The sequence below is a fragment of the Achromobacter dolens genome (assembly GCF_902859745.1).
GTDB classification, from domain to species: domain Bacteria; phylum Pseudomonadota; class Gammaproteobacteria; order Burkholderiales; family Burkholderiaceae_B; genus Achromobacter; species Achromobacter dolens.
The window spans coordinates 65497-78784 of sequence record NZ_CADIJW010000006.1 but is presented as its reverse complement, the minus strand read 5'-3'; the positions used below and the strand labels follow the sequence as shown (position 1 = coordinate 78784).

Annotated in this window: 9 protein-coding genes; 5 read left to right on the top strand and 4 right to left on the bottom strand. The window is 69.3% G+C overall.

The features are described from left to right. Positions 1–182 precede the first annotated feature (182 nt). Positions 183–1067, top strand: a complete 885-nt coding sequence (locus HV783_RS07400) for a crotonase/enoyl-CoA hydratase family protein (RefSeq protein WP_175188897.1) — start codon at positions 183–185, stop codon at positions 1065–1067. Between the two features lie 21 nt (positions 1068–1088). Here the strand turns inward: HV783_RS07400 and pdeR are convergent, their stop codons facing one another. Together pdeR and HV783_RS07390 are read right to left on the bottom strand one after the other, a co-directional pair. Next, complete coding sequence (pdeR, locus tag HV783_RS07395; RefSeq protein ID WP_054504042.1) at positions 1089–3086, bottom strand: cyclic di-GMP phosphodiesterase; 1998 nt, start codon at positions 3084–3086, stop codon at positions 1089–1091. 303 nt (positions 3087–3389) lie between these two features. Continuing rightward, on the bottom strand, positions 3390–4385 hold the full coding sequence (locus HV783_RS07390; RefSeq protein ID WP_054504041.1) for a tripartite tricarboxylate transporter substrate binding protein: 996 nt from the start codon (positions 4383–4385) through the stop codon (positions 3390–3392). A 220-nt stretch (positions 4386–4605) separates the two neighbouring features. Here HV783_RS07390 and HV783_RS07385 point away from each other — a divergent pair, with 220 nt between their 5' ends. After that, a complete protein-coding gene (locus HV783_RS07385; RefSeq protein WP_175188896.1) occupies positions 4606–6381 on the top strand; it encodes an IlvD/Edd family dehydratase in 1776 nt (591 codons plus the stop codon). 17 nt (positions 6382–6398) lie between these two features. Then, entirely contained in the window at positions 6399–7082 is a 684-nt protein-coding gene (locus HV783_RS07380) for a GntR family transcriptional regulator (RefSeq protein ID WP_059269918.1), read from the top strand. Positions 7083–7101: 19 nt separating this feature from the next. On the opposite strand, the gene HV783_RS07375 is transcribed toward HV783_RS07380, so the two are convergent. Next, positions 7102–8010: a LysR family transcriptional regulator gene (locus HV783_RS07375; RefSeq protein ID WP_175188935.1), complete on the bottom strand. Its 909-nt coding sequence runs from the start codon at positions 8008–8010 to the stop codon at positions 7102–7104. A 185-nt stretch (positions 8011–8195) separates the two neighbouring features. On the opposite strand from HV783_RS07375, the gene HV783_RS07370 reads away from it, so the two are divergent. Next, a complete protein-coding gene (locus tag HV783_RS07370; RefSeq protein WP_054504039.1) occupies positions 8196–9158 on the top strand; it encodes a 3-hydroxyacyl-CoA dehydrogenase family protein in 963 nt (320 codons plus the stop codon). Beyond that, the gene (locus HV783_RS07365) at positions 9155–10009 is read left to right on the top strand and encodes a beta-keto acid cleavage family enzyme (RefSeq protein ID WP_175188895.1); all 855 of its coding nucleotides are present in this window, start codon (positions 9155–9157) and stop codon (positions 10007–10009) included. The genes HV783_RS07370 and HV783_RS07365 overlap by 4 nt, the downstream gene beginning before the upstream one ends. Positions 10010–10081: 72 nt before the next feature. On the opposite strand, the gene HV783_RS07360 is transcribed toward HV783_RS07365, so the two are convergent. Continuing rightward, positions 10082–13270: a tetrathionate reductase subunit A gene (locus HV783_RS07360; protein WP_175188894.1), complete on the bottom strand. Its 3189-nt coding sequence runs from the start codon at positions 13268–13270 to the stop codon at positions 10082–10084. Between the last annotated feature and the right edge of the window lie 18 nt (positions 13271–13288).

The window sequence follows — 13288 nt, the reverse complement described above, 5'->3', positions numbered from 1 at the left end:
GTCATCCAGGCGGACGACGGCGACATCATCATCAACGTGTTTTTCCAACAATCACTCCGATGTTTGCCCTACGGATAACTCTGGCCGGTCGGACGAGGTTTGCATGAGCGGAACGGGGCGCCGGCTGTATTAGGCTGGCCCCGCAGTACTCCGACTCACCTTGATCGATTGGACGAAAGCAAATGAATCAACTCATTCATCCGGACTGCCATCCCTTTACCGCCGCAGGCACTTTGAAGCAAGTCTCCGCGTTCTATGAGGAAGGACGACGTGTCATGTGGATGATGCTGCGCGCCCAGCCGCGCCCCTGCTTCAATCACGAACTGATCGACGAAATCATGACCCTGGCGCGCGCCGCCAGGGACTCCGGCCTGCCCATCGATTTCTGGGTCACGGGCTCGCTGGTGCCGCAGATCTACAACGTCGGCGGCGACCTCAACTTTTTCGCCGAGGCCATCCGCACGGGCCGCCGCGAGGCGCTGCGCGCCTACGCCCGCGCCTGCGTCGATTGCGTGCATGCCGCCACCCGCGGCTTCGACACCGGCGCCGTATCGCTGGCCATGATCGAGGGCACCGCGCTGGGCGGCGGCTTCGAGGCGGCGCTGGCGCACCACTTCGTGCTGGCGCAGAACAACGCCCGCATGGGCTTCCCCGAAATGGCCTTCAACCTGTTCCCGGGCATGGGCGGCTATTCGCTGGTGGCGCGGCGCTCGGGCATGAAGCTGGCCGAGGAATTGATCGGCAGCGGCGAATCGCACACCGCCGAATGGTTCCAGGCGCGCGGCCTGGTGGACGTGCTGTTCGAGCCGGGCGACGCCTACAAGGCCACCCGCACCTTCATCGACGTGATGCGGCCCAAGCTCAACGGCATGCGCGCCATGTTGCGGGCGCGCCAGCGTGTGCTGCAACTGACGCGCTCGGAACTGATGGATATCACCGAGGACTGGGTCGACGCCGCCTTCTCGATCGATCCGAAGGACCGCGCCTACATGGAACGGCTGGTGATGGCGCAGAACCGTCGGTCACCCGCGGGCCCCGATGGCCTGATCGACGCCACCATGCATTGAGGTCGGCGCGCGCCGGCCGCGTCAGGCAATCAGATGCAGCCGGCGCCGCTGCGCCAGCCAGGTGGTCAGCTCGGCAGCCGGCATGGGCTTGGCATACAGGTAGCCCTGCTTGGCGTCCACCCCCAGCGTATCCAGGAAGGCGGTTTCCTCCTGGGTCTCGACGCCCTCGGCGATCACCTTCAGCTCGAGCGTGCGGGCCACCGCGACGATGGCCCGCGCCAGCGCCTGCGACACCGGGTTCTCGTTGACGCCGCGCACGAAGCTGGCATCCAGCTTGATCGCGTCCAGCGGAATGCGGGCCAGTTGCGACAGTGACGAATAGCCCGTGCCGAAGTCGTCCAGGTGCACGCACGCGCCCAACTGGCGGAACTGCTTCATCAGCTCGATCGCGGCGACCTCGTCCTCGATCAGGCAGCTTTCGGTGAGTTCAATGTCGAGCAGGCAGGGATCGAGGCCGGCATCGTTGACCGCGCGCATGAATTCGCTGACCACGCCCTTGTCGTCCAGTTGCCGCGCCGACATGTTGATGGCGACCCGCAGGTCCAGGCCCTCGCGCTTCCAGGCCGCGGCCTGGCGCGCCGCTTCGCGCATCACCCACACGCCCAGTTGCGAGATCAGACCGGATTCCTCCGCATAAGGAATGAAAACGCTGGGGCAGATCATCCCGCGTTCGGGCGAGCGCCAGCGCAGCAGCGCCTCGACGCCATCAATCTCGCCGCCGCGGCCGGTGAGCTTGGGCTGGTAGTACAGCATCAAGTGGCCTTCGGCCAGCGCCTTGCGCAGGTTGGTGTCGAGCCAAACATAGTCGGCGTTGCGCCGGTCCATCTCGGGCTGGAACACACGGTAGGTATGGCGCCCGGCTTCCTTGGCCACGTACATGGCGATGTCGGCGCTGCGCACCACGCTGTCGAGGTCGTCGCCGTGCTCGGGGTACATGGCGATGCCGATGGAGCAGCTTGTGTAGACCTCGATCAGCTCCTGGCGGAATGGCTCGCGCAGGCGCTCGATGATGCGCGCGGCGGTGGCCTCCAGGTGCCAGGCCTCGGCGCCTTCCTGCAGCACCAGGAATTCGTCGCCGCCCAGCCGCGCCAGCGTCTGGCCGGGCGACAGGCAACTGGAGATCGCCACCGCCACCGACTTGAGCAGGCGGTCGCCGAAGCCGTGGCCGTAGTGGTCGTTGATGCGCTTGAAATTGTCCAGGTCCAGGAACAGCACGCCGCCGCTGGCGCCCTCGCCTTCGGCCAGCGCCGCTTTCAGGCGGGTGGTGATGGCGTGGCGGTTGGGCAGGTTGGTCAGCACGTCGGTGTTGGCCAGCACCCGCAGGCGTTCCTGCGCCTGGCGTTCCTCGGTGATGTCGGTGCCCGAGCAGATCAGGTAGACACGCTTCTCGCCGCTGCCGCTGGTGACGAACTTGTTGCGGAACAGGAACAGCCGCGGGCCCTTGACCGTGTTGATCAGGCGCTCGACCTCGTACGACTGTCCGCGCTTGTAGAACTCGGCGATGTTGCGGCGCGAGGCCGCGGCCTCTTCGCGCGTCATGAACATCTCGAACACGCTGCGCCCGACGATGTCCTGCTCGCGTTTGCCGGTGTATTCCTCGCTGACCTTGTTGAAGCGTTGCACGCGGCCGTGCTGGTCGACGATGACGATGACCGAGTTGGCCTCGGACACCACGGTCTCGGCGAACGACAGGCCTTCGACCAGGTCGCGCGCGACCGAATCGGTGTCAGTGTGCGCCGACGCCGTGCCGGCCCATTCGGTGGGATTGATCTTGCGGCCGACCAGCCGCAACTGGATGGGATCGCCGTACAGGACGATGTCGATGCGCAGGCTGGCGGTGATGCCGGTCAGGGCGCGAATGGCCTGCGCCTGCTCGGGCTGCAGCGCCAATGCAATGTTGGTTGCGCCTTTGACGGCGGCCAGTTCGATCGCGTTGCTGTCGGCCGCCAACCGCCAATAGGGGCTGGACGTACCGAAATGCAGGTACAGGATCGATTTTTCGTCCTGAGTCTCAGTCATTGGTGTCCCCCGCCATCCCAGGAAGGCCTGCGTGAAACATACGGCCTAGTCAGTTCGGGGTCAACCACCCGCCGGAACGGCGTTCGCGCTGTATTGCGGATTATTTCAACTGGCTTGGCAACTGTCTTCCCCTGCCCTCATGCGGCGCTACGCCCGTTTCGCGCGAGAAAGGCAGGCTTGGCAAGCGTTGCGCATACGGCGGCGCAGCATGCAAACAATATCGTCGAAAATTTGTGACTATTTCCTGCGCGTGGCGTAAAAGAAGCAACAAGGGGGGACATATGTCCCCCTTGTCCATATCGCTTATTCCGGCTTGACCCCGGCTTCGTCGATGACCTTGGTCCAGCGCGCCAGTTCGGCGGACACGCGGGCGCCGGCATCGGCGGGCGTGGTCCACTCGGCGATGGCGCCCTGGTTCAGCAGCGACGCCTTGACCGTCGGCTTGGCCAGGATCTTCTTGAGCTCGCCGTTCAGACGGTCGATCACCGGCGCCGGCGTGCCGGCCGGCGCCACGATGCCGAACATGGAGCTGACCTCGAAGCCCGGCAGGCCGGCCTCGGCCGCGGTCGGCACGTCCGGCAGCGCCTCGACGCGTTGCGCCGAGGTCACCGCCAGCGCGCGCAGCTTGCCGGCCTTGATGCTGGCCTGCGAGGCCGGCACGGTCTCGATCATGCTGAGCACCTGGCCGCCCATCAGATCGGTCATGGCCGGGCCGCTGCCCTTGTAGGGCACGTGCAGGATATCCACGCCGGCGGTGCGCTTGAACATTTCGCCGGCCAGGTGCTGCGGCGAGCCGTTGCCCGCCGACGCCATGGTGACGTAGCCCGGACGCGCCTTGGCCAGCGCGATCAGTTGCTTCAGGTCATTGGCCTGCACCGACGGGTTGACCACGAACACCAGCGGCACGGTGCCGACGATGGACACCGGCGCGAAGCTCTTTTCCACGTCGTAGGTGACGCGGCCGCGGTACAGCGCCGCGTTGATCGAATGGCTGGTGAGCGCGCCCATCAGCAGCGTGTAGCCGTCGGGCTGGGCCTTGGCGACCTGGTCGGCGCCGATGTTGCCGGCGGCGCCGGCGCGGTTCTCGACGATCACCGACTGGCCCAGCGCGCCGGTCAGTTCCTGCGCCAGCACGCGGCCGATCACGTCGGTGGCGCCCCCGGGCGGGTACGGCACGATCAGGCGGATGGGCTTGTCGGGATAGGCGTCGGCGGCCACGGCGGGCGCCGCGGCCCCGGTACACAAGGCCAACAGGGAAAGCAGCAAGGCGCGGCGGGGCCGCAGACGCAGGTCTGACATGTAGGTCTCCTGCCGGGATGGGTATAGGAATGGAACGGACGCCCGGCTCGTCAACGGCGCCAGTGTAGGAGGCCAATCTTGATTGATGAATCAGAATTTTTCTATCGACTGATCTTTTTATTAGATCAATAAAAATTCCGATGAAAAACGCTTGCCTGGCATTTCCAAGGGTGGATATGATCGCAGCCCTGGATTATCAATAATATTATCGGGAAGAAAAATGACGGACGAGACCAAGGGCGGCAAGCCCGCCAAGGGCCCCTTCGACAGCGACGGCGCGCGCAGCACCGGCGTGGCGCGCGGGCTGACCAACTACGGCGACACCGGCTTTTCGCTGTTCCTGCGCAAGGCCTTCATCAAGGGCGCCGGCCTGTCCGACGACGCGCTGGCGCGTCCCATCATCGGCATCGTCAACACCGGCAGCAGCTACAACCCGTGCCACGGCAACGCGCCGCAACTGATCGAGGCGGTCAAGCGCGGCGTGATGCTGGCCGGCGGCCTGCCGATGGACTTCCCCACCATCTCGGTGCACGAGAGCTTCTCGCAGCCCACCAGCATGTACCTGCGCAACCTCATGTCGATGGACACGGAGGAAATGATCCGCGCCCAGCCGATGGACGCGGTGGTGCTGATCGGCGGTTGCGACAAGACCGTGCCGGCGCAGTTGATGGGCGCTTCGTCCGCCGGCGTGCCCGCGATCCAGTTGGTGACCGGCTCGATGCTGACCGGCTCGCACCGCGGCGAACGGGTCGGCGCCTGCACCGACTGCCGCCGCTACTGGGGCCGCTACCGCGCCGAGGAGATCGACGCGCCCGAGATCGCCGACGTCAACAACCAGTTGGTGGCCAGCGTCGGCACCTGTTCGGTGATGGGCACCGCCAGCACCATGGCCTGCCTGACCGAGGCGATGGGCATGATGGTGTCCGGCGGCGCGTCCGCCCCGGCCGTCACCGCCGACCGCGTGCGCGTGGCCGAGCGCACCGGCGCCACCGCCGTCGCCATGGCGGCCGCGCGCCTGACGCCCGACCGCATCATCACCGGCAAGTCCATCGAGAACGCGCTGCGCGTGCTGCTGGCCATCGGCGGCTCGACCAACGGCATCGTGCACCTGACCGCCATCGCCGGCCGCCTGGGCATCAATATCGACCTGGCCGGGCTCGACCGCATGAGCCGCGAGACGCCCGTGCTGGTGGACCTCAAGCCCTCCGGCCAGCACTACATGGAAGACTTCCACCACGCTGGCGGCATGCTGGCGCTGCTGCGCGAACTGCGCCCGCTGCTGCACCTGGACGCGCTGACGGTGTCGGGCCGCACCCTGGGCGAGGAACTGGGCGACGCCCCCGCGCCGTTCGAGCAGGACGTGATCCGCAGCGTCGCCGCGCCGATCTATCCGGTAGGTGGCCTGGCCGTGCTGCGCGGCAACCTGGCACCCGGCGGCGCCATCATCAAGCAGTCGGCCGCCAATCCCGAGCTGATGGAGCACGAAGGCCGCGCCGTGGTGTTCGAGGACGCCGAGGACATGGCCCGCCGCATCGACGACGAGGCGCTCGACGTGACCGCCGACGACGTGCTGGTGCTCAAGCGCATCGGCCCCACCGGCGCGCCCGGCATGCCCGAGGCCGGCTACATGCCGATCCCCAAGAAGCTGGCGCGCGCCGGCGTCAAGGACATGGTGCGGATATCCGACGGCCGCATGAGCGGCACGGCGGCCGGCACCATCGTGCTGCACGTCACCCCGGAGGCCGCGATTGGCGGACCGCTCGCCTACGTGCAAAATGGCGACCGGATCCGCCTGTCGGTGGCGCGGCGCGAAATCGCCCTACTGGTCGAGGATGCCGAGCTGGCGCGCCGCATGGCGGCCGGCCCGGTCGAGCGTCCGGCGGCCGAGCGCGGCTACCGCAAGCTGTTCCTGCAGACCGTGACGCAGGCCGACCAGGGCGTGGACTTCGACTTCCTGCGCGCCGGCGCCACCCGCGACACCGTGCCCAAGCAATAACGCTTTTCCTCTCGCCCATGAACGCCATCAGCCCCGCCGCCCTCGAACCCCAAGCGCCCGACGCCCTGGCCGCGGCGGTCGCCGCGCTGGAGGAAGACATCGTCTTCGGCCGGCTGCATCCGCGCGAGCGGCTGACCGAGGACGAGCTGATGGCGCGCTTCGACATGAAGCGCCACGCGGTGCGCCAGGTGCTGGTGGAGCTGGAGCTGCTGGGGGTGGTCGAGCGCAAGCGCAACGTCGGCGCGGTGGTGCGGGCTTTCTCGGCGCGCGAGGTGATGGAGCTGTATGCGCTGCGCGAAGTGCTGGAAGTGCATGCCGCCAGCCTGATGCCGCTGCCGGTGCCGCCCGCGCGGCTGGCGGCGTTGACGGCGGTGCAGCGCGAGCACGACGCCGCCGTGGCCGATGGCGACGCGCGCCGCGTGTTCCGCAGCAACCAGCGCTTTCACCGCGAGTTGTTCGGGCTGCTGGATAACGCCGTGCTGGGCCAGGCCATCGAGGAATACGCGCGCCGCACCCACCCGATCCGCTTCGGCTCGCTGGCGGCCGCCAATTACCGCGAACGCGCCCGCCAGGAACACTGGGCCATGATCCACGCCCTGCGCGACGGCGACCGCGCCGCGCTGATGGCGCTGTGCCGCGAGCACCTGCTGCCCTCGCGCGACGCCTACCTGGCGTCGGAACAGGCGCGCCGCGGCGCCTGACACCATACCCGCCGCGACCTCACCGCGCCTCTTCAGCCAGATACTGCCGCAGCGTCGCCACCAGCGCCGCGGCCGCCGGCGGCAGGCTGCGGTTGCGCGCCGTCACCAGCCCGATCGAGCGCTCGGCCACCGGACCGATCAGCGGCCGCTGCACGATGCCGTTCTGCGCCACCGCGCCCGCCGCGATCTCGGGCAGCGCCGCCACCCCGAAACCGCACTCCACCATGGCCACGATGGTGGTCAGGTGCTCGGCCTCGAAGGCCGGCGTGAAGCGGATGCGGTTCTGCAGGAAGGCCCATTCGGTGTACTGGCGCACGCTGCTCGGGTGCACCATCGACACGTGCGCTGCGCTGGCCGTGTCGGCCCAGCGCAGCGGCCCCCGGGCGCGCGCCAGCGCATGCCCCTCGGGGATCAGCAGCAGGAAACTGTCGGACATCAAGGGCTGGTAATGCAGGTCGGCGTGCTGCGGATCGGCGGCGGTCAGCGCGAAGTCCACGTCGCCGGCGCGCACCAGGTCGAAGGCTGGCCCCGACAGCGTGTCGCGCACCTTCAGCGCCACCTGCGGATGCGCCTGGCGGTAGGCCATCAACACCCGCGGCAACAGGCGCGCGGCCAGCGACGGCAGCGCCGCCACCGACACCTGGCCATGCTCGGCGCTGGCGATGCCGCTGACCGCGGCGATCGCGTCGCGAAAGGCGACCTGCAGCGCGGCGGCCTGCTGCATGAAGACCTCGCCCGCCGCCGTCAGCCGCACGGTGCGGGTGGTGCGGCCGAACAGCCGCACGCCCAGCGCGTCCTCGATGCGCTGGATCTGCGTCGACAGCGCCGATTGCGACAGGTGCAGTTGCACCGCCGCCTGGCGGAAGTTGAGGGTGCGGCCCAGCACCAGGGTGGTGTCGATGTCGCGCATCGAAAGATTGATCTGCATGCCGTCCAGCGCCTGGCTCATTGATCCGATTCGTCGATCATTCTATCCAAAAAATCTGATTCATCAATCAAACAAGCTTCTCTACACTCGGCGCCCAATACGGTCATGCGCGCAGACACAAGCGCGGACACAAGCGCGGACACAGACAAGAGATGCAACATCGGTTTCAGAACAAGGAGCAAACCATGCAGACGGACGCGAAGGCCCTGCCCAATCCGGGCGCGGCGCATGCGGTGGTGGTGGGCGGCGGCACCATGGGCGCCGACGTGGCGGTGGTGCTGACGCGCGCCGCCTGCCGCACCACGGTGATCGAGCCGGACGCGGCGCGCGCGGCCGCCCTGCCGGCGCGCGTGGCCGACAATCTCAGGACCATCGGCCGCGAGGCCCAGGTGGCGCAACTGGCCACGGCGGCCAGCCTGGACCAGGTGGACTGGGCCAGCGTCGACCTGGTGATCGAGTGCGTGCCGGAGCGGCTGGACATCAAGCAGGCGCTGTTTGCGGAACTGGTGCAACGCGCCCGGCCCGACGCCATCCTGGCGAGCAACAGCTCCAGCTTCCCGATCAGCGCTATCGGCCAGGGCCTGGCCACGCGCGAGCGCATGCTGGGCCTGCACTTCTTCATGCCGGCGCACCTGGTGCCGCTGGTCGAGGTGGTGATGGCCGAGACCAGCGACGAGGCCCGCGCCGACGCGCTGATCGCCTTCATGCGCCGCTGCGGCAGTGTGCCGGTGAAGGTGCGCCAGGACCTGCCGGGTTTCCTGGCCAACCGCCTGCAGCACGCGCTGTCGCGCGAGGCCTTCAACCTGATCGACCGCGGCATCGCCTCGCCCGAGGACGTGGACGCGGCGGTGCGCTTCGGCTTCGGCTTCCGCTTCCTGGCGGCCGGGCCGGTGATGCAGCGCGACCACGCCGGCATCGACGTGCACGCGGCGGCCGGCGCGACCATGTACCCGACGTTCTGCAATGACGACCATCCGGCGCGCTGCCTGACCGAGCGCGCCGCCGATGGTCGCCATGGCATGAAGGCGGGCGAAGGCTTCTACGCCTGGACACCGGACACCATCGCCGCCGAACGCGCGCGCTATGACCGCCTGTTGCGCGCGGGCCTGGACCTGATCGCGCCGGAACTGCCGGAGATCCAGCCATGAGCACCGTGGACATCCCCCGCCCTGCCCTGGCCGAGTCGCCCGTCATCGTGACGGTGGCGCCCAACGGCGCCTACAAGAAGGCCGCCGACCATCCGGCGGTGCCGCTGACGGCCGAGGCCCTCGCGCTGGAGGCCCGCGCCTGCCTGGACGCGGGCGCGGCGATGATGCACATGCACGTGCGCAAGCCGGACGGCAGCCATCTGCTGGACGCGCAGGCCTACCGCGATGCGCTGGCGGCGGTGCGCCGCGCGGTCGGCGACGAGCTGCTGGTGCAGGTGACGAGCGAAGCGGCCGGCGTGTACCAGGCGGCCGAGCAGATGGCGCTGGTGCGCGAGCTGCAGCCGGAAGCGGTGTCGATCGGCCTGCGCGAGATCGCGGTGCCGGAGATTCCGGAAGACGAGCTGGCGGCGTTCCTGGCCTGGGTCGCCGAGCGCCGCATCATGACGCAGATCATTCTGTACGACGAGGGCGACGTGCGGCGCTGGCTGTCGCTGCGGGCGCGCGGGCTGGTGCCGCCGGGCGCGTGGTCGGTGCTGTTCGTGCTGGGACGCTACAGCGTGGGGCAGACCTCATCGGCCTATGACCTGCTGCCGTTCCTGGCGGCCTATGACCACTCGCTACCCTGGGCCGTATGCGCGTTCGGGGCGCAGGAGAATGCCTGCGTGACGACGGCGGCGGCCTTCGGCGGGCATATGCGGGTGGGGTTCGAGAACAATCTGAAGCTGCGGGACGGAAGCATCGCCGCCGGCAATGCCGACCTGGTGCGCCAGGCCGTCGAGGGCGCGCGCGCGCTGGGACGGCCGTTGGCGGACGCGGCGCAGGCGCGCCGGATCTACGGCGCGATTGCCTGACGCCAGGACAAGCCCCGGGGCGGTGGCGCGCCAAACGCCCCGGCCGGCCCTGTCAGCCCGGCCGGGCTCGCCCTAGGCCCGCTCGATGCGCGCCGGCAACCCCTGCCGCACCGCCGCGCCCGAGACCCAGTCGATCCAGACGTTGGCGTGCTCGCCGCGCGTCGCATCGCCGAAGCCCAGGTCGTTCAGGTTCACGCCGGCCGCCAGCGCCGGATCGTGCGGCATCGGCTTGCCATCGATCAGGTGGGCGCGCGCGCCCAGTTCGGTGTGGCCATAGCCGTGCTCGACGCCGACCGCGCCCGGCTGGATGCCGTCGCGCAGCAGCGCCAGGCCGGTCACCGACCCGCCCGGCGTGACGATGCGCACCCGATCGCCGTTGCGCAGGCCCAGCCGCTCGCCGTCCTGCCGGTTGATCGACACCGGATTGTGCGGATGCACCTGGCGCAGCCGGTCCACGCCGATCGACATCGAACTCATCAGGTTGGACTTGAACGAACTCAACAGGAACGGCCAGTCGGCGCGTGGATACTGCTGGCGCACGTCGCGCCCGTCCGCCAGCCGCGCCGGATACCAGGTGGGGCAGCCGCTGTAGCGCTCGCCGGTCATGGCATGGCGGAAGCCCGCCAGTTCCTCGCTCCATATCTGCAAGGGCTTGGCCCAGGCCTGGCGGGTCTGGCCGGCGTCGCTCCAGGCGTCGCGCACGCGGTCGAACCGCCCGCCCCGGCTCATCACCATCGCCACGCGGCGCCACTCCTCGGGCTTGAGCCTGCCCTGCAGCGCGTCGCGATAGCGCGCCACGCCGGTCAGTTCAAGATCGTCGTCGCTGGCCTCGGGCACCGGCCGCCCGGCGCCGAAGGCGATGTTGGCGATGCCGCGCAGGAAGAAGTCCTCGGCCGTGTCCAGCGGATAGCGGTTGCCGTCCGCATCGGCGATGGCGTTGGCGCCGAAGCCCGGCATGCCGATGCGCTTGGCGCAGGCGATCAGGAACGACTCCAGGCATACCGGCGCGCCGTCGGCGGTGCGCGCCACGCGGGGTTCGACCGCCGGCCAGCGCACCGTCGACGCCTTGGCCACCACGTCGGCCCACGGCGCCGACACGCCCCAGCTTTCGTAGGTGACGGTATCGGGCACGATGTAGTCGGCCAGCGCGTTGGTCTCGTTGATGAACGGATTGATCGACACCGCCAGCGGCAGGATCTTCGGGTCCTTCAGCTTGTCCAGCAGCACGTTCCTGAACCCGGCAATGCCATAGACCGGGTTGCTCATGTGGTTGAACCAGACCTTGGCGCGGTACGGGTAGCCCGCCAGCGCCGACGCCAGCATCTCGGAACTCAGGCCGCCGGTGGCCGGATACCAGGGCGCGGCGGCCGGATAGACCGGCTGGCCGGCGGCCTGCTTGCGCTTGAACTCGCTCGACTTCTCATACGGAAAGCGGTTGCGCGACAGGGCCACGCCCTTGGGCGTGGCGCGGTTGGCGAAACCCGCGATGTTGTAGCGCGGCCCGGCGCCATAGGGCGGGAACGGGCCGGCGTCCAGCACCAGGCCGCCCTCGACGTTGAGGTTGCCCACCAGCGTGTTGAGCATGGCGATGGCGTAGGCGGTGTAGAAGCCCGCGCCGCTCATGGTGCCGCCGTGCGCATCCGCCACCGCGCGCTTGCCGTGGCTGGTGAAGCGCTCGGCCAGTTCGGCGATCTTGGCCGCCGGCACGCCGCACAGCGCGGCGTATTCGTCCAGCGACTTGCGCTGCGCCTCCTGGCGCAGCAGCGACAGCGCGCTGCACACGCGCAGCGCGGCCGGCGCGCCCGCCAGGCCCGGCGCCGCCACCGCCTCGTCCACGAACAGCGTGGCCGGCGTGGCGCCGGTATGCGGCGCCAGTGTGCCGTCCTCCAGCCGCACCACGTACACGTCCTCCCACTTTTCACCCGCATCGGCCGGCCTGGCCCAGCCCAGGTCGGCGCCGCGCAGGAAAGTGCCCTGGCGCGCATGCCCTGGCTCGGCGATCACCAGGTGCGTGGCGTTGGTCCACGCCGCCTCGCCCGCCGCCTTCATGGCCGCCGGGCCGGGCTGCGCCAGCGCGCGCGCATCGAAGCGCTCGTTGTCGAGGATCCAGCGGATCAGGCCCATCGCCAGCGCCAGGTCGCTGGCCGGATTGACCGGCACCCATTCATTGCCCGATCCCGCCGACAGGCTGGAGGACGCGGGCAGCATCGGCGCCACCACCACATAGGTGAAACTGGCCTCCTCGGGCCGGGTGCGGGCCTCGGCCAGTTGGCGCGCCTGGCGCTGGAACGGGTTGCCGGCCTGCGCCGGCGCCGCGCCGATGAACAGGCCAAAGCGGGCGTTGTCCCAATCCGGCTTGCCGTGCGGCATGCCCTTCAGGTCGCCCAGCGCCGCGCCCGCGCCGACGCGGAAGCTCTGGCCGCAATAGGAACCGTGGTTGCTGAAGTTGACGGTGCCGAACGACTGGCCGGCAAAGCGCTGGATGAGCGGCGTGCGGCCTTCGTTGGACGCGTCGGTGAACAGGAACTGGTTGACCTTGGCCCCGTACTCCGGGTTGGCCGGATCCAGCGGCGAGTCGCGGTCGAAGATCGCGCGCAGGCCGTCCACGTGGCCCTCGCCGAACAGGTCGCCGCCTTCGCACACCTCCTGCACCAACTGCTCGAAGGAAATCGTCTGCCACTTGCCTTCGCCGCGGCCGCCGACGCGCTTGAGCGGTTGCAGCACACGGTACGGACTATGCAACTGCTCCAGCATGGCCGAGCCGCGCGCACAGGACGTGGCGCGCCCTTCCAGGCCGTTGTCGCCGCCCAGTTGCGCGTAGGTCTCGCGCACCGGCGCGTCCATCGCGGCCGGGCGCGTGGTGGCCAGCGGATGATACGGGTTGCCGGCCACCCGCAGGATGCGGTTGGCCTTGGTATCGACGCGCAGCCGCACGCCGCACTGCGTCCAGCAGCCCAGGCAACTGGAGGGGCTGACGGTCTGGCCGGGCTGGGCCGACAGCAGGCCCGTGACCGGGTCGATGCGGAATTCCGGCGTCAGCGAGTTGCCGCGCACGGCGTGCGCGGTGGGCGCGCCGGCGGTGCCTTGCGCCAGGCCCTTGACGGCCTTGCCGACGGTCTCGCCGTAGCCGGCCGCGAACGCGGCCAGGCCGCCGGCGACCACGCCGCCGCGCGCGATCAGCTTGCGGCGCGCGGCGTTGTCGGGTTGATCGGGCCCGTCGGCGTGGGCGTCGGGCGTGTCGTCTCGGTGTTGCTTGTCCATGGTCATCTCGATGCGAAT